21 protein-coding genes are annotated in these 20,424 nt (G+C 68.7%); 15 read left to right on the top strand and 6 right to left on the bottom strand.

The features are described from left to right. Nucleotides 1-81: 81 nt before the first annotated feature. Together BW949_RS13610 and modD are read left to right on the top strand one after the other, a co-directional pair. Nucleotides 82-1,449 (top strand): MmgE/PrpD family protein, encoded by a 1,368-nt coding sequence (locus BW949_RS13610; protein WP_083947787.1) that lies wholly within the window; start codon nucleotides 82-84, stop codon nucleotides 1,447-1,449. A gap of 141 nt (nucleotides 1,450-1,590) precedes the next feature. After that, nucleotides 1,591-2,427 carry a ModD protein gene (modD, locus tag BW949_RS13605; RefSeq protein WP_076367240.1) on the top strand — a complete coding sequence of 279 codons (837 nt, stop codon included), beginning with the start codon at nucleotides 1,591-1,593 and terminating at the stop codon, nucleotides 2,425-2,427. Between the two features lie 2 nt (nucleotides 2,428-2,429). Here modD and BW949_RS13600 read toward each other — a convergent pair whose 3' ends face one another. The 4 genes from BW949_RS13600 to BW949_RS13585 form a co-directional block, all read right to left on the bottom strand. Then, nucleotides 2,430-5,120 (bottom strand): hybrid sensor histidine kinase/response regulator, encoded by a 2,691-nt coding sequence (locus BW949_RS13600; protein WP_076367020.1) that lies wholly within the window; start codon nucleotides 5,118-5,120, stop codon nucleotides 2,430-2,432. Further along, a complete protein-coding gene (locus BW949_RS13595; RefSeq protein WP_076367018.1) occupies nucleotides 5,117-5,578 on the bottom strand; it encodes a putative pterin-binding protein in 462 nt (153 codons plus the stop codon). Before BW949_RS13595 ends, BW949_RS13600 begins: the two co-directional genes overlap by 4 nt. Nucleotides 5,579-5,796: 218 nt before the next feature. Further along, nucleotides 5,797-7,092: a crotonyl-CoA carboxylase/reductase gene (gene ccrA, locus BW949_RS13590; protein WP_076367016.1), complete on the bottom strand. Its 1,296-nt coding sequence runs from the start codon at nucleotides 7,090-7,092 to the stop codon at nucleotides 5,797-5,799. 125 nt (nucleotides 7,093-7,217) lie between these two features. Continuing rightward, nucleotides 7,218-7,550, bottom strand: coding sequence for a hypothetical protein (locus tag BW949_RS13585; protein ID WP_076367014.1), 333 nt, complete (start codon nucleotides 7,548-7,550; stop codon nucleotides 7,218-7,220). Between the two features lie 251 nt (nucleotides 7,551-7,801). On the opposite strand from BW949_RS13585, the gene BW949_RS13580 reads away from it, so the two are divergent. Next, on the top strand, nucleotides 7,802-9,781 hold the full coding sequence (locus tag BW949_RS13580; RefSeq protein ID WP_076367012.1) for a protein meaA: 1,980 nt from the start codon (nucleotides 7,802-7,804) through the stop codon (nucleotides 9,779-9,781). A 73-nt stretch (nucleotides 9,782-9,854) separates the two neighbouring features. Here the strand turns inward: BW949_RS13580 and BW949_RS13575 are convergent, their stop codons facing one another. After that, nucleotides 9,855-10,739, bottom strand: a complete 885-nt coding sequence (locus tag BW949_RS13575) for a DMT family transporter (protein WP_076367010.1) — start codon at nucleotides 10,737-10,739, stop codon at nucleotides 9,855-9,857. A gap of 41 nt (nucleotides 10,740-10,780) precedes the next feature. Beyond that, nucleotides 10,781-11,695 carry a LysR family transcriptional regulator gene (locus BW949_RS13570; protein ID WP_076367008.1) on the bottom strand — a complete coding sequence of 305 codons (915 nt, stop codon included), beginning with the start codon at nucleotides 11,693-11,695 and terminating at the stop codon, nucleotides 10,781-10,783. A 93-nt stretch (nucleotides 11,696-11,788) separates the two neighbouring features. Here BW949_RS13570 and BW949_RS13565 point away from each other — a divergent pair, with 93 nt between their 5' ends. The 12 genes from BW949_RS13565 (at nucleotide 11,789) to BW949_RS13510 (ending at nucleotide 20,104) form a co-directional block, all read left to right on the top strand. Next, nucleotides 11,789-12,379, top strand: coding sequence for an FMN-dependent NADH-azoreductase (locus BW949_RS13565; protein WP_076367006.1), 591 nt, complete (start codon nucleotides 11,789-11,791; stop codon nucleotides 12,377-12,379). A 310-nt stretch (nucleotides 12,380-12,689) separates the two neighbouring features. After that, nucleotides 12,690-14,204 carry a signal recognition particle protein gene (gene ffh / locus BW949_RS13560; protein ID WP_076367004.1) on the top strand — a complete coding sequence of 505 codons (1,515 nt, stop codon included), beginning with the start codon at nucleotides 12,690-12,692 and terminating at the stop codon, nucleotides 14,202-14,204. Further along, a complete protein-coding gene (locus BW949_RS13555; protein WP_076367002.1) occupies nucleotides 14,201-14,740 on the top strand; it encodes a GNAT family N-acetyltransferase in 540 nt (179 codons plus the stop codon). Before ffh ends, BW949_RS13555 begins: the two co-directional genes overlap by 4 nt. Beyond that, the gene (locus tag BW949_RS13550; protein WP_076367000.1) at nucleotides 14,737-15,060 is read left to right on the top strand and encodes a chorismate mutase; all 324 of its coding nucleotides are present in this window, start codon (nucleotides 14,737-14,739) and stop codon (nucleotides 15,058-15,060) included. The genes BW949_RS13555 and BW949_RS13550 overlap by 4 nt, the downstream gene beginning before the upstream one ends. 51 nt (nucleotides 15,061-15,111) lie before the next feature. Next, nucleotides 15,112-15,462, top strand: a complete 351-nt coding sequence (rpsP, locus tag BW949_RS13545) for a 30S ribosomal protein S16 (protein ID WP_076366998.1) — start codon at nucleotides 15,112-15,114, stop codon at nucleotides 15,460-15,462. A 21-nt stretch (nucleotides 15,463-15,483) separates the two neighbouring features. Continuing rightward, nucleotides 15,484-15,993: a ribosome maturation factor RimM gene (rimM, locus tag BW949_RS13540; protein WP_076366996.1), complete on the top strand. Its 510-nt coding sequence runs from the start codon at nucleotides 15,484-15,486 to the stop codon at nucleotides 15,991-15,993. After that, entirely contained in the window at nucleotides 15,990-16,793 is an 804-nt protein-coding gene (locus BW949_RS13535; RefSeq protein ID WP_076366994.1) for a hypothetical protein, read from the top strand. Before rimM ends, BW949_RS13535 begins: the two co-directional genes overlap by 4 nt. Nucleotides 16,794-16,810: 17 nt before the next feature. After that, nucleotides 16,811-17,629, top strand: a complete 819-nt coding sequence (locus BW949_RS13530) for a sulfotransferase family protein (RefSeq protein ID WP_076366992.1) — start codon at nucleotides 16,811-16,813, stop codon at nucleotides 17,627-17,629. 34 nt (nucleotides 17,630-17,663) lie between these two features. Further along, a complete protein-coding gene (gene trmD, locus BW949_RS13525; protein ID WP_076366990.1) occupies nucleotides 17,664-18,464 on the top strand; it encodes a tRNA (guanosine(37)-N1)-methyltransferase TrmD in 801 nt (266 codons plus the stop codon). 50 nt (nucleotides 18,465-18,514) lie between these two features. Next, nucleotides 18,515-18,889 carry a 50S ribosomal protein L19 gene (rplS, locus tag BW949_RS13520; protein WP_076366988.1) on the top strand — a complete coding sequence of 125 codons (375 nt, stop codon included), beginning with the start codon at nucleotides 18,515-18,517 and terminating at the stop codon, nucleotides 18,887-18,889. A gap of 11 nt (nucleotides 18,890-18,900) precedes the next feature. Continuing rightward, nucleotides 18,901-19,122: a 50S ribosomal protein L31 gene (rpmE, locus tag BW949_RS13515; protein WP_076366986.1), complete on the top strand. Its 222-nt coding sequence runs from the start codon at nucleotides 18,901-18,903 to the stop codon at nucleotides 19,120-19,122. A 100-nt stretch (nucleotides 19,123-19,222) separates the two neighbouring features. After that, the gene (locus tag BW949_RS13510; protein ID WP_083947777.1) at nucleotides 19,223-20,104 is read left to right on the top strand and encodes a division plane positioning ATPase MipZ; all 882 of its coding nucleotides are present in this window, start codon (nucleotides 19,223-19,225) and stop codon (nucleotides 20,102-20,104) included. Nucleotides 20,105-20,424 lie beyond the last annotated feature (320 nt).

Genomic DNA, 20,424 nt, shown 5'->3' with positions numbered 1-20,424 from the left:
GGGTAGCGGCAAGAGGGCCCGCGCCGCCCCTTGGCCGACGTGGCGCCCTGGCCTAAGCTTGCGCCCAGCAAGGAGACCGCCATGACCGCCATTCCCGTCACCGGCCTGCTGGCCGAATTCGCCGCGCAGACGCCCGGCGACGCGATCCCCGCCCCGGTGCGCCAGCGTGCGGCGGCGCTGACGCTGGACCTTCTGGGCTCGGTCGTGCGCGCGGGCCACGAACCCGGCTCGACCGATTGCCTGATGGCGGTTCTGGCGGATCTGGATCTGGACCGGCCGGGACCGGCGCGGGTGCCGGGGCTGGCGCGCGGGCATGCGCCGGCGACGGCGGCGCTGGTCATCGGGATGCTGGGCCACACGCTGGATTTCGACGACACCCACGCAGCCTCGTCGCTGCATCCTTCCGCGCCGGTCGTGGCGGCGGCCTTCGCGGCGGGGCAGGCGGCGGGCGCGTCCGGCGCCGAGGTGCTGAGCGCGATCGTGATCGGCTATGAGGTCTGCTGCCGGCTTGGCAATGCGCTTGACCCCGCGGCGCATTACGCGCGCGGGTTCCACCCCACGGCGACGGCGGGCACCTTCGGGGCGGCGGCTGCGGCGGGGCGGCTCTGGGGGCTCGGGGCCGATGCGATGGCCGCGGCCTTCGGGGTGGCGGGTTCGCAGGCGGCGGGGTCGCTGCAATTCCTGGCCAATGGCGCGTGGAACAAGCGCTGGCAGGTGGGGCAGGCGGCGATGAACGCGGTTCTGGCGGCGGCGCTGGCGCGACGGGGCTTTGTCGGCGCGGCCGCGCCCATCGAAGGCAAGGCCGGGTTCCTGCATGCCTATACCGACGGCGCCGATCCGGCGGTGGCGGTGGCCAACCTTGGCACGGATTGGGAGACGCTGAAGATCGGGGTCAAGCCCTATCCCTCGTGCCGCTACACCCATGCCGCGCTCGACGGGCTGGCGGCCTTGCGGGCCACGCGCCCGGCGGCCGATTTCCTGGCGGTCGAGGTGGGGCTGCATCGCAACGGGATCAAGCTGACTGCCGATCCGATCGACAAGGCGCGGCGCGCGCGTTCGGTGGTTGACGGGCAATTCTCGATGCCCTTCACCGCGGCGGTGATGATCGACCAGGGCGCCTTTGGCTGGGACGATTTCGCCCGGCTGGGCGATCCCGCGCTGGATGCGCTGGCCGACCGGGTGCGCGTGGTGCGCGACGCGACGCTCGAGGCCGCGCCGCATCCCTTTGGCGCGCGCCTGCGCGTGACCTTCCCCGACGGCGTGGTCGAACGGCACATTCCCGACCCCTCGGGCGAGCCCGCGACCTTCCCCGATGCCGCGGCCCGGCGCGCCAAGTTCATGGCGCTGGCCGAGCCGGTCCTGGGTGCGGGGGCGGCGGATCTTGCCGCGCTGATCGAGGGGCTCGACGATGTGCCCGACCTGCGCGCGGCCTTGTCGCGGCTGTGCTGATGCCTGCGTCGCAAATCTGACAGCGGCCAAACGCCCCTGTCGGTGGGCTTTGCAATCATTGGCCTTTTCGGCTTGGCGTGTTTCGTGCTTTCCTGTCGGACATAACGCTTTTGTCGAATATCGCTTTTGTCGGAGGGCATGATGTTGACGCTGGACGATGCGACCTTGCGGGACCTGCTGGACGAGGATGTGCCCTACGGCGACCTGACGACACGGGCGCTGGCCTTCGGGCAGGCGCGCGGGCGGATGGTCTTTGCCGCGCGTGGGCCGATGGTCGTGGCGGGCTCGGAGGAGGCGACGCGGATGCTCGAGCTTCTGGGCTGCGCCGTGGATCTGGCCGCGCCGTCGGGTAGCCGGGTCGAGGCGGGCGGGTTGATCCTGGGGGCCTCGGGGTCGGCCGAGGCGCTGCTGGCGGGCTGGAAAGTGTCGCAGACGTTGGTCGAATGGGCCTCGGGGCTGGCCACGCGCGCCGCGGCGATCGTGGCGGCGGCGCAGGGGGCCGCGCCCGAGGTGCGGGTGGCCTGCACCCGCAAGGCGGTGCCCGGCACGCGCGCGCTGTCGTTCAAGGCGGTGGTTGCGGGGGGCGCCGGCATCCATCGCGCCGGGCTGTCGGATACGGTGCTGCTGTTTCCCGAACACCGCGTCTTCGATGCTGCGGCCTGTCTCAAGCGCAAGATCGGGCGTTTGCGCGCGGCTTGCCCCGAGCGCAAGATCGTGGTCGAGGTCACCACCCGCGACGAGGCGCTGAGCGCGGCCGAATGGGGCGCCGATGTCGTCCAGCTGGAGAAATTCGCCCCCGAGGCGGTGGCCGAAGTTGCGCGCGCGCTGGGGGACAGCGCGGTCTGCCTGGCCGCGGCGGGGGGCGTGAATGCGCAGAACGCGGGCGATTACGCCGCTGCCGGGGCGCAGGTTCTGGTGACCTCGGCGCCCTATTACGCGCCGCCCGCGGATGTGAAGGTGACGATCAACCCGGCCTGATCTCAGACGGCGATGGCGGGCCGGTCCTCGGCGGCGAGGGCTGCGCGCACCGCGTCCAGCTCGGCCCGTGCGGCCGCAAGGAGCGGGGCCTGATCGCCCCCCGCCGCATTCCCCTGCTTGGCCTGCGTCTCGATCCGGCGCAGCGCCGCCACCAGCCGCGGAGCCCCGAAGACCGAGGCCGAGCCGCAGCCCTTGTGCGCCGTGGCGGCGATCCGGTCATGATCGCCCGCCTCGATCTGGCGCGCCAGATCCTCGAGGAAGGCGGCGATCTCGGACAGGAACCGGTCGGCGGTCTGGTGCAGCACCTCCGGCGGCAGCGCGCTGGCCAGATCATTGCGCACCGCCACATCCAGAACCGGCGGGATCTGCGGCGGCGCGGGCGGGGGGATCTCCTGGTCGGGCGCGCCTTCAAGGAAAATGCGCAGCGCGTTGAGCGTGATGGGCTTGGTCAGCACCGGGTCAAGGCCGGCCTGGGCAAAGCGCTGAAGTTCCTCGGGCAGGGTATGGGCGGTCAGCCCCACGATCGGCACCCCGTCCGAGGCGCCGGGTTCGGCGCGCAGTGCGCGGGTGGCCGCCACGCCGTCCATCACCGGCATCGAGATATCCATGAAGATCAGGTCGAAGGCATGCGCGCGCGCCATCTCCACGGCTTCGGCGCCATTCACCGCTTCGGTGACGCCGTGGCCCAGATGCTGAAGCATCTCGCGCAGAACGATGCGGTTCACGGGGTTGTCCTCGACCACCAGCACATCGAGCCCGTCAGGGCGCGGGCCCGAGGGCGTGTCGGTTCCAGGGGTATCGTCGGGGAGGGCGCCCGAGGGCGCAGGCGTGGTCAGCGAGGCCGGAAGCGGGAAGGCGTCGGTCAGGTCGTCGACGGTATCGGGCAGATCGGCACCCGCCGGGTCGAGACGCGCGGTGAACCAGAACAGGCTGCCCGCGCCCAGCCGACTTTCCACGCCCACATCGCCGCCCATGAGCCGCGCCGCCCGCCGCGCGATCCCCAGCCCGAGGCCCGTCCCTTCGGTCGCGCGGTCATAACCTGAATCGAGCGTTTCGAAGGCGTTGAAGATCCGGTCGAGCTTGTCTTCCGCGATGCCGATCCCGGTATCCTCGACCTCGACCCGCGCGATCCAGCCGCCGCCTGGCCGCGGTGTCAGCGCCAGCCGCAGGTCGATCCGCCCGTCGCGGGTGAATTTCAGAGCATTTCCCAGAAGGTTGCCCAGCACGCGCGCGAACAGGCGCCGGTGGCCCGTGACCCGCGCCGGCGCGTCATCGGGCAGCCGCAGATGCACCGTATTGCCGCGTTGCTCGGCCAGGGGGCGCCCCTGTTCGGCTGCCTCGCGCAGCATCCGGCACAGATCGAAGGCGCTGGGGGCTTCGGGCGCATTCCCGGAATCGAGCCGCGAGATTTCCAGAACGTCATTGATCTGCTCGAGCGCATTGGCCGAGCACGACCGCGCGATGGCCAGGAAATGGCGCTGTTTCTCGGTCAGATCGGTGGTGCGTAACACGATGTCCAGCGCGGCGATCAGTCCGTTCATCGGGGTGCGCATCTCGTGGCTCATCACCGCAAGGAAGCGGGTCTTGGCCTCCTCCGAGCGCAGGGCGGCGTCGCGCGATCGCTTGAGGTTGGTCTCGATCCGCATCTGGTCCGAGATGTCGCGGACAAAGCTGAAAAACACGGGCTCGCCCGTCGCGTCGCGGTCCGAGATCACGACGACCTCGATCGGGACTTCGGTGCCGTCCTTGCGCAGCGACGGCACCACCACGCGGCCGCGGTTGGCCAGAACGCCGGTGCCGGTGCGGTGGAATTCCGCCAGCGCCTGGGCGCGCATGGCGCGCATGCGCTCGGGCACCAGCATGTCGATATAGTCGCGCCCGACGGCTTCGGCGCGGGAATAGCCGAAGATCGCCTCGGCCGCGGCGTTGAAATGGGTGATATGGCCGCGCGCATCGGCCACGATCACCGCGTCGAGCGAGGCATCTATCGTCTTCTCGAGGTTCGAACGGATGCGTTCGGTGGCCAGCGCGCGCGCCTGAAGTCGACGCGTCAGCACCACCATCACCCAGGTGGCCCCGACAAGCAGCCCGATCAGCAGCAGCGCAGCCACCGAGAACCGGGCCAGCAGGCCGTTGAGGGCGTGGCGTTCCGCGTCCGATCGCTCGACGGTTTGCAAAAGCGCGTCCAGCGTGAAGGCGCGCACGGCGGTCGATTGCCGTGCAAGATCGGCGCGCAGTGCGGGCAGGCTTTCGGCCAGCAGGAGCGGCGGCGCGTCGATCAGCGCGGCCTGGTCCCTGAGATGGCCGCGCAATGTGTCCCATTGCTGGCGAAGCTCCGGCGCGCCGAACCAATCCTGCTGCGCCAGGTTGCGGCCGATCACGTCGATGCGGCTATAGAACACGTCGAAGCGCTGGCGCAGCGTGGCCAGGTTCGTGTCCGTCAGCATGCGCGACTCCGCCGTCGCATCCAGCGCGCGTTGCAGTTTCAGCAGGTCGACTTCGGCCTGGGCCACCACCCACGAGGTATTGTCGGTCCGCGCGGCCTGGTTGCGTTCAAGGTTGCGGTTGATCTGGTTGGCCGAGAACAGCAGCACCGCGACGCCCAGAAGCACCACGCCCAGAAGCGGCACGAGCCACGGAAAGATCCGCAGCGCAAGCTCGGCTGGCGCGCGCGAACCGGGCGGGCGCCTCATGGGGTTCGCGCCTCGATCGCCACCAATTGCCAGATGGCGCGGGCATAGATGGCCTCGGTTCGGTATTCGTCTGCCGCGTCAAAGGGATAGACCACCCAGAGCGGTCCTTTCTGGCGCGCGGAAAAGGCGGCCCTGTCGATGCGCGTGGCGATGATCGGGGCGGTCGGGCCGATGTCGGCGGCCGCGAAATCGACGGCATAATCATTGGCCGCGCTCAGCCGCAGGGGCAGGCCCGTCAGCCCGACCAGCGCCACGACATCGGCCAGCGCCGGGCCGGAGAAATGGTGCACGCCCTCGGTCCAGATGGTCGTGGTGTCGAAATCCTGCTGGGGCAGCGCGTCCAGATCGGCCCGCGTCAGCGCCAGACCGCCGGCCGGCCCGGTCAGGCGCAACAGCACCTGTTCGGCCTGCGCGTCCAGCGGCAGAAGTGCAAGGAGAACGGCAAGGATCAGGCGCATGACCGGCGGGCTCCGCAACGTGCGCCGGTCGAGAGGGTCCCGAACCGGCAGAAAACCAGAGGGGCGGCCCGGCCAGCCAGACGCGGAACCGCCCCCAGAGAGACACTTCACCTAAACGCGTCAGCACTTACGATTTCGTAAAAATGCTCCTCTTTCGGACGCAAAACCCCGCCCGGACGGACCGGGCGGGGCGAAGCTGTGCCGGAAATGGGGGGCGCTCAGGCCTTGACGGGGCCGGCCTCGAGCACGTCTTCGAGGGTGCGCAGGCCCGTGCGCGGCGCCTGCACCAGCACCGCCATGTTGCCCGGCTTGTGCTGGTTGCGATACATCTTGGTATGCGCGGCCGGGATCTCGGCCCAGGGGAAGACCTCGGACATGCAGGGGTCGAGACGGCGCTCGAGCATCAGCTTGTTGGCGGCCGCGGCCTGCTTGAGGTTGGCGAAGTGGCTGCCCTGGATGCGCTTCTGGTGCATCCACAGATAGCGCACGTCGAAGGTCAGGTTGAAGCCGGTGGTCCCGGCGCAGATCACCACCATGCCGCCGCGCTTGACCACGAAGACCGACACCGGGAAGGTGGCCTCGCCGGGGTGCTCGAACACCATGTCGACGTTGTTGCCCTTGCCGGTCGTTTCCCAGATCGCGGCGCCGAACTTGCGCGCTTCCTTGAACCAGGCGGCATATTCGGGGGTGTTGACCTTGGGCAGCTGGCCCCAGCAGTTGAAGTCCTTGCGGTTGATCACGCCCTTGGCGCCCAGCCCCATCACGAAGTCGCGCTTGTCCTCGTCGGAGATGACGCCGATGGCATTGGCGCCGGCGGCATTGATGAGCTGGATCGCATACGAGCCCAGCCCGCCCGAGGCGCCCCAGACCAGCACGTTCTGGCCGGGCTTCAGGTCATGCGGCTTGTGGCCGAACAGCATCCGCCAGGCGGTGGCCAGCGTCAGCGTATAGCAGGCGGCCTCTTCCCAGGTCAGGTGCTTGGGCCGCGGCAGGAGCTGCTGGGCCTGCACGTTGGTGAATTGCGCGAAGGAACCGTCCGGGGTCTCGTAGCCCCAGATCCGCTGGCTGGGCGAGAACATCGGGTCGCCGCCGTTGCATTCCTCGTCGTCGCCGTCGGTCTGGTTGCAGTGGATCACGACCTCGTCGCCGACCTTCCAGCGCTTGACCTTGTCGCCCACCTTCCAGACGATGCCCGAGGCATCGGAGCCGGCAATGTGATAGGGGGCCTTGTGGCTGTCGAAGGGCGACACGGGGATGCCCAGACCGGCCCAGATGCCGTTGTAGTTGACGCCCGCGGCCATCACCAGGACCAGCACTTCGTGGCTGTCGATCTCGGGCGTGTCGACGACCTCGACCTGCATCGCCTGCTCGGGCTCGCCGTGGCGTTCGCGCCGGATCGCCCAGGCATACATCTTCTTCGGCACATACCCCAGGGGCGGGATCTCGCCGATCTCGTAGAGGTCTTTCTCCGGCGCCTCGTAGGGCGCGATGTCGGGGTGCACGTCAAGGGCCATCGGGTGTCTCCTCCAGTTTTCGCCGCGGTGCAGAATCGGCGGCGATCCCCGAGGAGATACTTTCGACGGCGCAACAATGCAATACACAGCGGCCGCCGATTGTAATTTTATGACCCTTGGCCGGATCAGTTATAGGTGAACGTGCCGATCTCGCAGACGTTCACGCCCTTCCTGACCAGTTCGTCGCCATCGTCGAACACGGCCTTGAAGTCGAATTTGCAATAGCCCGAGGCGTCGTCGAAGTTCACGATGACCGACGATCCCGACGGCAGGACGTCGCTGCCCAGGATGTCCTCCTCCCAGGAATCGCTGCCCACGTTGGACCCATAGAACTGCACCATCGTGTAGCCGGTCTTGTTCACGATACGCACGCGACGATCGAGCGCCGCCGCCGGCAGAGCCGTCGTTGCGATGATTGCGCCGGCAATGGCAAGATTGATGACTGGCCGCATGAACATGTTCACCCTCCGGATTTTTTCCTTCCGCGTGGCTCTGGCGGCCCCGCCAGAAGAAGGATTTGCCTCTGCCGCGGCTTTTGCAAACGAAAACTGTGCCGGTTTCGAAGGGGTGCCGTCGGGTCGCAGGGGGAAGACGTGGCCCGCATGCCGCAGCGCGGCGAATTGACAGGGACACATTCTTTCGCGTAAACGCGTTAGTGAAGAACTTTGTTGCGAAGCATCGCTGAATCGCCCGCCTGACGGAGGCCCGCATGACTGACCAAGCCCAGACCCCCGCCCGCGACAAGCCATGGCTCTTTCGGACCTATGCGGGCCATTCCACGGCTGCGAAATCCAACGAACTCTACCGGATGAACCTGGCCAAGGGGCAGACCGGGCTTTCGGTGGCCTTCGACCTGCCGACCCAGACCGGCTATGACAGCGACCACGTGCTGTCGCGCGGCGAGGTGGGCAAGGTCGGCGTGCCGATCAGCCATCTGGGCGACATGCGCACGTTGTTCGACGGCATCCCGCTCGAACAGATGAATACCTCGATGACGATCAACGCGCCGGCGGCGTGGCTTCTGTCGCTCTATATCGCGGTGGCCGAGGAACAGGGCGCGGATATCTCGCGGCTTCAGGGCACGGTCCAGAACGACATCATGAAGGAATATCTGAGCCGCGGCACCTATATCTGCCCGCCCAAGCCCAGCCTGCGCCTGATCACGGACGTCGCCGCCTATACCGCCCAGCACCTGCCCAAATGGAACCCGATGAACGTGTGTTCCTATCACCTCCAGGAAGCGGGGGCGACGCCGCAGCAGGAGCTGGCCTATGCGCTGGCCACGGCGCTGGCGGTGCTGGACGACCTGAAGGGCCGGGTCGCGCCCGAGGCTTTCCCGGCGATGGTGGGGCGCATCTCGTTCTTCGTGAACGCGGGCATTCGCTTCGTCACCGAGATGTGCAAGATGCGCGCCTTCACCGAACTGTGGGACGAGATCTGCCGCGAGCGCTACGGGATCGAGGACGCGCGCTATCGCCGCTTTCGCTATGGGGTGCAGGTCAACAGCCTTGGCCTGACCGAGCCGCAGCCCGAGAACAACGTCTACCGCATCCTGATCGAGATGCTGGCCGTCACGCTGTCCAAGAACGCGCGCGCGCGGGCGGTGCAGCTTCCGGCCTGGAACGAGGCGCTGGGCCTGCCGCGGCCCTGGGACCAGCAATGGTCGCTGCGCATGCAGCAGATCATGGCCTATGAGACCGACCTTCTGGAATATGCCGACCTCTTTGACGGCAACCCTGCCGTGACTGCCAAGGTCGAGGAGCTGAAGGCCGGCGCCCGCGAGGAGCTGGCGACGCTTGACGCCATGGGTGGTGCGATCGCCGCGATCGACTACATGAAGGGCCGTCTGGTCGAAGCCAATGCCGCGCGCATCGCCCGCATCGAATCGGGCGAGACGGTCGTGGTCGGCGTGAACCGCTGGCAGCAGGGCGAGCCCTCGCCGCTGACGGCGGGCGATGGCGGCATCATGGTGGTGGATCCGGCGGTCGAGGCCGACCAGATCGCGCGGCTGAATGCCTGGCGCGCGGCCCGCGACGAAGGTGCGGTGCAGCTGGCGCTGGGCGCGCTGCGCGAGGCGGCGGCCAGCGGGCAGAACATCATGCCCGCCTCGATCGCGGCGGCCAAGGCCGGGGCGACCACCGGCGAATGGTCGGGGATCATGCGCCAGGTGCATGGCGAATACCGCGGCCCGACGGGCGTGTCGAAGAACCCCTCGAACCGGACCGAGAACCTGGATGATCTGCGTGCGGCGGTCGATGCGGTCTCGGCGCGGCTGGGCCGTCGGCTCAAGTTCCTGGTGGGCAAGCCGGGCCTTGACGGGCATTCGAACGGCGCCGAGCAGATTGCCTTCCGCGCCCGCGACTGCGGCATGGACATCACCTATGACGGCATCCGCCTGACCCCCGAGGAGCTGGTCGCCAAGGCCGCCGAGGACGGCGCGCATGTGATCGGCCTGTCGATCCTGTCGGGCAGCCACCTGCCGCTGCTCGAGGACATGATGACCCGGCTGCGCGCGGCGGGGCTGGGTCATATCCCGGTGGCGGTGGGCGGCATCATCCCCGACGAAGATGCGGTCCGGCTGAAGGAAATGGGCGTGGCGCGGGTCTACACGCCCAAGGATTTCGACCTGAACCGGATCATGGCCGATATCGTCGATCTGGCCGATCCCGAACCGCGCGCGGCCGAATAAGGCCGCCGCGGCAGGACATCAAAGGGGGGCGCGTCCGGCGATGGGCGCGCCCCTTGCCGTTTCCGCGCCCCGTTCAGGCGCGCAACAGGATCGCCAGCGCCGCCACCGTCGCCGCGATCCCCGGCAGCGTGATCGCCGGCGGCATCCCCGCCCCCAGCGCCACCTGCCACAAGATCACCGTGCTGGGCACCAGATAGGTATAGGCCATCACCTTCGACGAGGGCAGCGACAGCGCCGCGAATTGCAGCAGCACCGCTGTGGCCGAGGTGGCAAAGACCGCCGTATAGGCCAGCGCGATCCAGACGATCATGGGTTGGTGCAGCCAGTCGGTGGCCAGGATCGCCGGGGCGGCATAGACCGCCAGCAGCGCGAAGCTGGCGCTCAGCACCACCTGCGAGAAGACCACCGCCGGCTCGCCGCGGTTGAGAAGCCGCACCAGTGGCGTGTAGATTGCATGGGCCACGCAGCCCAGGAAATAGATCGCCTCGCCGCGCCCGATCTCGAAGCGCACCAGCGCCGCGAAGTCGCCGCGAAAGATGACCCACAGCGCCCCCGCCGCCCCCAGCAGCAGCGCCGCGGCAATGCGCAAGGTCACGCGCTGGCCCAGCAGCACCAGCCCGAAGACCGCCGACATCAACGGCGTCAGCGTGAAGATGGCCGAGGCATCGACCGGCGTCGCGGTTTTCAACCCCTCGAACATCATCACGAAATAGGCCGCAAAGAGCCCGCCCAGGATCAGGTGGCGCCAGGGCGCGGCAAAGGCGCCGCGATAGGCTGCGCGCCCGCGCGTGGCCAGCGCCACCCCCAGCAGCAGCCCCGCCGCCAGCGCGAAGCGCAGCGTGTTCAGCGCCGCGGGGTCGACGACATTGGCCACCATCGCGCCCAGCGGAAAGGAACCGGCCACGAAGGCCGCAAAGACCAGCATGGCCAGATGGCCGCGGATTTCGCCCGATGTCATGGTGTCTTGCCCCGGTCGTGTCTGGGGCGCGGTGCCGGTGCTCAGCCCGTCGCGCCCGTCTCGGCGCAGCCCTGCGCCCCCGCCTTGAGGGCTGCAAGGACCGCCTGCACTTTTGGCGAGCGGTGAAGGTCTACGTGACTGACAAGCCACAGATTCGAGGCCCATTCGTCAAGGCTGGTCTGCACCTCGGTCAACCCTGCCGGAAGATCGGGCACGCGGGTCACGAAGCCCATCCCCAGCCCGGCGCGCACCGCGGCTTCGCGGGCTTCGGGGGAATTGGCGCGCAGCACGATCCGGTCGGGCGGCACATGCGCGGTCAGCCACAGATGGAAGGGCGCGCGCATGTCGGCGCCCTCGGGGCCCACGAACAGATGGCGGCGCAGGTCGGCTTCGGTCTCGGGCAGGCCGTGGGCGGCGATGTAGCTGTCCGAGGCGCAGAGCGCGACCGGAAGCCGGCCGAAGGATTGCACGACGTAATCGGGTTCGGTCGGGCGGGCGCCGGCGCGGATGGCGACATGGGCCTCGCCGTGCTCCAGCCGGAACAGCCGCAGGTCGGTCAGATAGCGCAGCCGCAGCCCCGGATGCGCCGCCGTCAGCCGCGCCAGCGCCGGCATCACCAGCCGCGACAGCACCGGCAGCGCGGTCACGATCAGCTCGCCCGAGATTTCCTCGCCCGCGCCCTGCATCCGCGCCACCGCCTGCGCAAACAGCTCCTCGGCGGTCTGCCCCGCGGCCAGAAGGTGGTGGCCGGCCTCGGTGGGCGTGTAGCCGCGGGCATGGCGCTGGAACAGGCGCACGCCCAGTTCGGCCTCCAGCGCCTCGACATGGCGGATGATGGTGGCGTGATGCACGCCCAGCGCCTGCGCCGCCCCCGAGACGGTGCCGGCGCGGGCCACTTCCCAGGCCACGCGAAGCCCCTCCCACGAGGGGCCGCGGTTCTGTGCGCTTGTGAACATCGTGCGTTCAATACTGCCAGTTGTGTGCGAATGCGCAAGTGGGGATATTCCCCGTCAGACAGACGTTCCCGGAAGCCCGGACAGGAGACTGACATGACCCACATTCTGCGCGTCGACGCCTCGATCAAGGGCGACGCTTCGGTGAGCCGCGGCCTGACCGCGAAGATCGTCGAGAAACTGCAAGCCGCGGCGCCCGGCGCCACGGTCACCGCGCGCGACCTGTCGCCGGGCGTGCCCCAGATCGACGGCGCCTGGCTGGGCGCGGTCTTTGCCGATCCGGCGACGCTCGATGCCGATCAGCAGGCCATCCGCGCGCAGGCCGATGCCTATCTGGACGAGGTACGCGCCGCCGATGTGCTGGTGATCGGGCTGCCGGTCTACAATTTCTCGGTGCCCGCGCAGCTGAAGGCCTGGCTTGACCAGTTGGCGCGGCGCGGCGAGACCTTCGTCTACACCGAGGCCGGCCCCGAGGGCCTGCTGAAGGGCAAGCGCGCCATCGTGGCGATGTCTTCGGACGGGGTTGCGATGGGGTCCGAGGCCGATTTCGCCTCGGGGTATCTGCGCCACATGCTGGGTTTCTTCGGGATCACGGATGTGGAATTCGTGGTTGCCGACCAGATGGCCTTCGGCGCCGAGGCGGGCCTTGCGCGCGCCGAGGCCGCGCTGGCGAAGCTGGCCGCCTGATCCGTTCCGGCCCGCGCCCAAGGGGCGGGCCTTGCACGATTGCCCCGCCGTCCGGCGGGCCGCAACAGGCGGGGTCTTCGGACCGTGCCGACGGACAGGCGCGAAGGGGTGGGCCCCAGGGCATGAGGTCCGGGGTCCGCGCTCAGGCCCCTTCGCGCTTGACACCGTGCCCCCGTTCGGCCTATCCCGACCCCGAGTTCCCGAAGGTGCGAAGCCTTCGGTCCCTGCCCATGCGCGGGGATCGCCGCCAGTCAGCGCGTTGCGCCCACTGGCGTCTTTGTCGTTTTGAATGGCCCGAGGAGGGCACGCGATGTTCGAAAGTCTGTCCGAGCGCCTTGGCGGCGTGTTCGAACGCCTGACGAAGCAGGGTGCGCTGACCGAGGCCGATGTCTCGACCGCGATGCGCGAGGTCCGCGTGGCGCTCCTTGAGGCGGACGTGTCGCTGCCGGTGGCGCGGGATTTCGTGGCCGCGGTGCAAAAGCGCGCCGTCGGTCAGGAGGTTCTGAAATCGGTCACGCCGGGCCAGCTGGTCGTCAAGATCGTCCACGACGAGCTGATCCAGGTTCTCGAGGGCGAGGACGAACCCGAGGCCCTCAAGATCGACAACCCGCCCGCGCCGATCCTGATGGTCGGCCTTCAGGGCTCGGGCAAGACCACCACCACCGCCAAGCTGGCCCGCCGCCTGTCCGAACGCGAGGGCAAGCGCGTGCTGATGGCCTCGCTCGACACCAACCGCCCGGCTGCGATGGAACAGCTGGCGATCCTGGGCCAGCAGATCGGCGTGGACACGCTGCCCATCGTCAAGGGCGAAAGCGCGGTGCAGATCGCCAAGCGCGCCAAGTCGCAGGCGACGCTGGGCGGCTATGATGTCTACATGCTGGACACCGCGGGCCGTCTGCACATCGACGAAGTGCTGATGGACGAGGTCCAGGCGGTGCGCGACATCGCCCAGCCGCGCGAGACGCTTCTGGTCGTGGACGGTCTGACCGGTCAGGACGCGGTCAACGTGGCCACCGAATTCGAGGACAAGGTCGGCATCTCCGGCGTCGTGCTGACGCGGATGGACGGCGACGGGCGCGGCGGTGCGGCGCTGTCGATGCGCGCCATCACCGGCAAGCCGATCCGCTTTGTCGGCATGGGCGAGAAGATCGACGCGCTCGAGACCTTCGAGGCACGGCGCATCGCGGGCCGCATCCTGGGCATGGGCGATATCGTTTCGCTGGTCGAGAAGGCACAGGCCACGATCGAGGCCGAGCAGGCCGAGCGCATGATGAAACGGTTCCAGAAGGGCCTTTTCAACATGAACGACCTGCGCATGCAGCTTGAGCAGATGCTCAAGATGGGCGGCATGCAGGGCGTCATGGGCATGATGCCGGGCATGGGCAAGATGGCCAAGGCCGCCGAGGACGCGGGCTTTGACGACAAGATCCTGCGCCAGCAGATCGCGCTCATCAATTCGATGACCAAGAAGGAACGCGCCAATCCGCAGATCATGCAGGCCAGCCGCAAGCGCCGCGTGGCCGCGGGGGCGGGCCTCGAGGTGACCGACCTGAACCGTCTTCTCAAGATGCACCGGCAGATGTCGGACACGATGAAGAAGCTGGGCAAGATGGGCAAGGGCGGCATGCTGAAACAGGCCATGCGCGCCATGACCGGCAAGGGCATGCCCGATCTGGGCAAGATGGACCCCGCGCAGATGGAAGAGGCCGCGCGCGCCATGCAGGACAAGATGGGCGGCAAGCTGCCCGGCGGTCTGGGCGGCGCCGGCGGGCTGGACCTGCCGGCGGGCCTCTCGGGGCTCGGGGGCTTCGGCAAGAAGAAATGATCACGCTGTCGCCCACCCCGGAATTGCGGACCGAACGGCTGGTCCTGCGGGCGCCCGCTGCGTCCGACTGGCCGATCTGGCGCGATTTCATCCTGTCCGACCGGGGCCGCTTCATGCGCCCGGCCGATATGGACGAGGCGCTGGCCTGGCGCGCCTTCGGCCATGTCATCGGGCATTGGGTGATGCGGGGCTTTGGCGCCTTTGTCTTCACCCGCGCGGGGGACGATCGCGCGCTGGGCATGGCCGGGCCCTGGCATCCCGCCGGCTGGCCCGAGCCCGAGATCCTGTGGTCGGTCTGGGATGCCGCGGCCCAGGGGCAGGGCCTTGCCCGCGAAGCCGCGCGCGCCACGCTGGATCATGCCTTCCGCGATCTGGGCTGGACCACCGCGGTCAGCTACATCGCGCCCGACAACACCCGTTCCATCGCGCTGGCCCGTGGCCTGGGCGCGGTGGCCGACACCGGGGCTGCCGTGCCCGACGGCCGCCCGGCCGTTGCCTGGCGCCACAAGGCCCCCTCTGCCCCGGAGGCCGCATGACGACCGATCCTACCCTTCGCGCCGAGACCGACGCCTCCACGCGCGCCGCCGAAATCCTGAAGGAGCACCGCGACAGCATCGACCGGCTGGACGCGATCCTGGTCTATACGCTGGCCGAGCGGTTCAAGCGCACGCAGGCGGTGGGGCGCCTCAAGGCCAGCCACGAGCTTCCGCCCTCGGACCCCGCGCGCGAGGCGCGTCAGATCGAGCGGCTGGAAAAACTGGCGATCGAGGCCGATCTCGATCCCGAATTCGCCCGCAAGTTTCTGGGCTTCGTGATTTCGGAAGTCATCCGGCATCACGAGAGCTTCCAGAAGTGACCAAAGCCGGGGCGCCCATGCCCCAAGCCCGCCATTGAAGGAGAAAACGACATGGCTATGAAGATCCGCCTCGCCCGTGGGGGCTCGAAGAAACGGCCGCATTACGCGATCGTCGCCTCTGACTCGCGCATGCCGCGCGACGGCCGCTTCATCGAGAAGCTGGGCACCTACAACCCGCTTCTGCCCAAGGACAGCGAAGACCGCGTCAAGATGAACATGGAGCGCGTGCAATACTGGCTGGAGCAGGGCGCCCAGCCGACCGACCGCGTTGCGCGCTTCCTCGAAGCTGCTGGCGCGCGTCCCAAGGCCGCGCGGGCCAACCTCAAGAAGGGCGTTCCGGGCGACAAGGCCAAGCAACGCGCCGAGGAAAAGGCCGCCAAGACCGCCGACGCCGCGGAATAAGCGACAGGCAGGGGGGCAGCCATGGCGGCGGGCAATCGCATCTGCGTGGGCGCCATTGCCGGGGCCTTCGGGGTCAAGGGCGAGGTGCGGCTGAAAAGCTTCTGCGCCCGCCCCGAGGATATCGCCGGCTATGCCCCCCTTTACACCGAAGACGGCAGCCGCAGCTTCACGGTGCGGCTGACGCGGCCCGTCAACGGGGGCCTGGGCGCCCGGCTGTCGGGCATCTCCACCCGCGAGGACGCCGAGGCGCTGCGCGGGGTCAGCCTGTGGGCCGACCGGGGGCTGTTGCCGTCGCTGCCCGATGACGAATTCTATCACGCCGACCTGATCGGTCTTGAGGTGGTGGACCCCGGCGGGGTGGTGCTGGGGCGCGTGCGCGCGGTCCAGAACTTCGGCGCCGGCGATATCCTCGAGGTGTTCGCGCCGGGCCGCCGGTCCACGCTGATGCTGCCCTTCACCCGCGCCGTGGTGCCCACGGTGGACCTGGCCGCGGGGCGCATCGTGGCCGACCCCCCCGAGGAAGTGGAATGATGCGCGTCCTGCTGCATCCGGGCTTTCACAAGACAGGCACGACCACTGCGCAGGATTTTCTCTATGCCAACCGCAAGCTGATCTGGCCGCGCGCGGCGCTGGTGCTGCCGTGGCGGCTGGGCGCGCTTGAAGCGGCCGTCTTTGCCGCCGCCTTCGACCGCGCGGACGCCAGCCTTGCCGCCGTGACCGCCGAGATGGCCGCGGTTCTGGCCGATCTGGATCTGGGTCCGCGGCGCACGATCCTTGTCAGCTGCGAGAACCTTCTGGGCGAGATGCCCCGCGGGACCGGGCACGCGCCCTATCCCTTTGCCGCGCCGATCCTGCGCGCGGTGCTGGCGGCGTTTCAGGCGCTGCCCTGGCCCGTCGAGGTGACGGTGCATCTGTCCCTGCGCGATCAGGCCGCCTGGGAAGAAAGCGTCTGGGCGCATCAGGTTCGCAAGACGGCGCAGATCGTGCCCTTCACCGAAGATCTTGCGCCGTTTCGCGCACGCCTGTCGCGGGTGCCGCTGGCCGAACAGGTCGCGCGGCTGCAAAAGGGGGTGCGGGGCGTGCATTTCGATATCCGCGATCTGGCCGCGCTGTCGGCTGCGCCCTTCGGCCCGGCCCAGCCCTTTGTCGATTTCCTGCGCCTTTCGCGCGCGCAGATGGCCGAATTCGCGCTGCCCGTGCCCGCCAATGCCGCGCCCCCCCGCGCCGTGACCGAGCAGCTGCTGGAGCTGAACCGCACCCTGACCGACGATCGCGCGCTTGCGCAGGCCAAGCGCGCGCTTCTGGCCGGTCCGGCGCCGGCCGCGGATTGAGGGGGGAGGGGACCGCGATGCAGGGCCGCCGCCCCCGTCTTGTGATCCACGCGGGGTTTCACCGCACCGCCTCGACCAGCGTGCAGGCCGCGCTGGAGGCGTCGCGCGATCTGCTGGCCCCCGAGGTCGTGGTGGGCCTGCGCGCCGACATGATCGACGCGACCGAAAGCGCGCGGGCCTATTCGCGCGGCCGCGACCCCCAGGATCTGGATTTCCTGCGCGGGTTCCTGGCCAATTATCTGGACGCCTTCGACAAGGATGATCCCCGCCCCCTTCTGTTGTCGTGCGAGGATTTCTGCGGCGCGCTGCCGGGGCACCCGGACGTCGATGGCTATGCCGCCGCGCCGCGGCTGATCGCGGCCGTGGCCGAGGTGGCGGGGCTGGTCTTCGGGGAAAGCCGCGAGACGTGTATTTATTTCTCGACCCGTGCGCCGGGGCCGTGGCTGCGCAGCCTTCACGGGCAGGCCGCGCGGCATCCGGGCCTTGTGGAGGATTTCGACGCCTTTGCCGCGCGCATGGCGCCGCATGCCGATCTGGAAGGACTGGCGCGGGAGATTGCCACGCAGGTGGCGCCGGTGCGGGTGGTCACCCATCCGCTGGAGGCCTGCCGCGACCTGCCGCAGGGGCCGTTGACGCCGCTTCTCGATCTGGCGCAGGTCAGCCCCGCCCTGCGCGCCGGGCTGCCCCCGACCGGACATCTGAACGCCGCGTCCCCGCCTGAGGTGGTGGCGCAGTTCATCGACCTCAACCGCGCGCCCGGTCCCAAGCGGGGGCTTCTGGCGCGCAAGCGGGCGCTGGCCAATGCCCTGCGCACAAAGGAGACCGCCGGTGAGTGACGACGCCCCCCCCAAACCCCGGTCGCATGGCCGCATGTCGATTTCGGCCTCGGTGCAACCGCGCGAGCTGATGGGCGGCACCCCGCGCCTTCGGGGTGCGTGGTGCGCGCGCATCGTGACGCTGTTTCCCGAGGCCTTTCCCGGCACGCTGGGCCTGTCGCTGACCGGCAAGGCGATGCAGGACGGGCTGTGGAGCCTCGAGACGATCGACCTGCGCCCCTTCGGGATCGGCAAGCACCGCAACGTGGACGACACGCCCGCGGGCGGGGGCGCGGGCATGGTGCTGCGCGCCGATGTCGTGGGCGCCGCGCTCGATCAGGCCGCGATCGGCACGCCGATGGACCGGGCGCGCTGGCCTGTCATCTACATGTCGCCGCGGGGACGCCCGCTCGATCAGGCCACGGCGCGCCGCTTTGCCCAGGCCGAGGGGATGACCATCCTGTGCGGCCGCTTCGAGGGGGTGGACCAGCGCGTTCTGGACCATTACGGGGTCGAGGAAATCAGCATCGGGGATTATGTGCTGACCGGGGGCGAGATCGCCGCTCAGGTCTTGATCGATGCGACGGTTCGCCTTATACCCCGCGTGCTCGGGAATCAGGCGTCCACCGAGGAGGAATCCTTCTCGGACGGTCTTCTGGAACACCCGCAGTATACCCGCCCTGTCACCTGGGAAGGCCGCGCGGTTCCCGATATTCTTCTATCGGGCCACCACGCGAAGATCGCCGACTGGCGGCAGGACATGGCCGAAAGGCTGACAAAGGAACGTCGACCTGATCTCTGGCGGGCTTTCCGTGCGCGACACGGAAGGGACCCGGAAGAAGACCGAGAGCTCTGAGGCGCGCACATCTTCGCGGAACAACCGCGAGCATCGAAAGGAACCTGGCGATGAACCTGATCGCTCAGCTCGAGGCCGAACAGATCGCGGCGCTCGGCAAGAACATCCCCGACTTCAAGGCCGGCGACACCGTGCGCGTCGGCTACAAGGTGACCGAGGGCACCCGGTCGCGTGTGCAGAACTACGAAGGCGTCTGCATCGCGCGCAAGGGCGGCAACACCATCGCGGCCTCGTTCACCGTCCGCAAGATTTCCTTCGGCGAAGGCGTCGAGCGCGTCTTCCCGCTCTACTCGACCAACATCGACTCGATCGAGGTGGTTCGCCGCGGCCGCGTCCGCCGCGCCAAGCTCTACTACCTGCGCAACCGTCGCGGCAAATCGGCCCGTATCGCCGAAGTCACCAACTACAAGCCGAAATCCGAGTAAGGAGCGGGACCATGAAAGCCGACATCCATCCCGATTACCACTTCATCGAAGTGAAGATGACCGACGGCACGACCTTCAAGGTCCGCTCGACCTGGGGCAAGGACGGCGACACGATGTCTCTCGACATCGACCCGACCTCGCATCCGGCCTGGACCGGCGGCAATGCCAAGCTCATGGACACCGGGGGCCGCGTGTCCAAGTTCAAGAACAAATACGCCGGCCTGGGCTTCTGATCCGCTGGCGCTTCCCCTTGGGGGACGCACAAGATATGGTCGAGGCGCGCCGGAAACGGCGCGCCTTTTCATTTCAGGAACCGCCCATTCGGAGGTCTGCGTGGCGCATATCATCGTCTTCGGCAACGAGAAGGGGGGCTCGGGCAAGTCCACCACCTGCATGCATGTCTCGACGGCGCTGGTGCGCATGGGCTTCCGGGTGGGGGCGCTGGATCTCGACCTGCGGCAGCGCAGCTTCGGCCGCTATGTCGAGAACCGCCTGGCCTTCCTTGCGCGCGAGGGGCTGGAGCTGCCGGTGCCCGATTACCGCGAATTGCCCGAGGCCGATGCCGCGGGGCTGGCGCCGGGGGAGAACCCCTATGACCACCGCCTGTCGGCTGCGGTCGCCGAGCTGGAGCCCGTCAGCGACTTCATCGTGATCGACTGCCCCGGCAGCCATACCCGGCTGAGCCAGGTCGCCCATTCGCTGGCCGACACGCTGGTGACGCCGCTCAACGACAGTTTCATCGACTTTGACCTGCTGGCGCGAATCGACCCCGAGACCAGCCGCGTCACCGGCCCGTCGATCTATGCCGAAATGGTCTGGTCGGCCCGTCAGCTGCGCGCGCGGGCGGGGTTGAAGCCCATCGACTGGATCGTGCTGCGCAACCGGCTGGGGGCGCAGCAGATGCACAACAAGCGCAAGGTGGGCGCCGCGCTCGACCAGCTGTCGCGGCGCATCGGCTTCCGGGTGGCGCCCGGCTTCTCGGAACGGGTGATCTTCCGCGAATTGTTCCCGCGCGGGCTGACCCTGCTCGATCTGCGCGACCTGGGGATCGAGAACCTGAACATGTCGAACCTGGCCGCCCGGCAGGAACTGCGCGACCTGATGGCGGAACTGCGTCTGCCCGGTGTCGGCTCGCAGCAGGCCCAGGGCGTGGGCGCGGCCGAGCAGGCGCCCCAGCCCGAGATCGAGGTGGTTCTCGACGGCGCTGACGGCTGACGCGTGGCGCCTTCCCCCTGATCATGCCGGACGGCCGCGGGTGCACAGCCTGCGGCCGATTTCGTTTCGGGGCGTGGCGACTCGGCTGCGTCGCGTGTCTCGCGGGGACGGGAATCGCCCGTGACGGCTCTGTGACGGGCGCCGGGGCCTTGTGACAAAGGGCGTTCGAGGTTTGGGGGCCGTTTCAGGCGCGGGCGGGGCGGTTGGTCGGCTTTTCTGATTCCCGTTTGGTGCGTGGGTCTTTGTGGCGGGCACTTGGGCTTTTTGCGGGGGCCCGCATCTAGATGTGGTGTCCGGCGTGCTGCCGCTGCCATATTTAG

Origin of the sequence: Phaeovulum vinaykumarii (assembly GCF_900156695.1) — a bacterium.
Lineage (GTDB): Bacteria > Pseudomonadota > Alphaproteobacteria > Rhodobacterales > Rhodobacteraceae > Bieblia_A > Bieblia_A vinaykumarii.
This window is presented reverse-complemented; position numbering and strand designations above follow the sequence as displayed.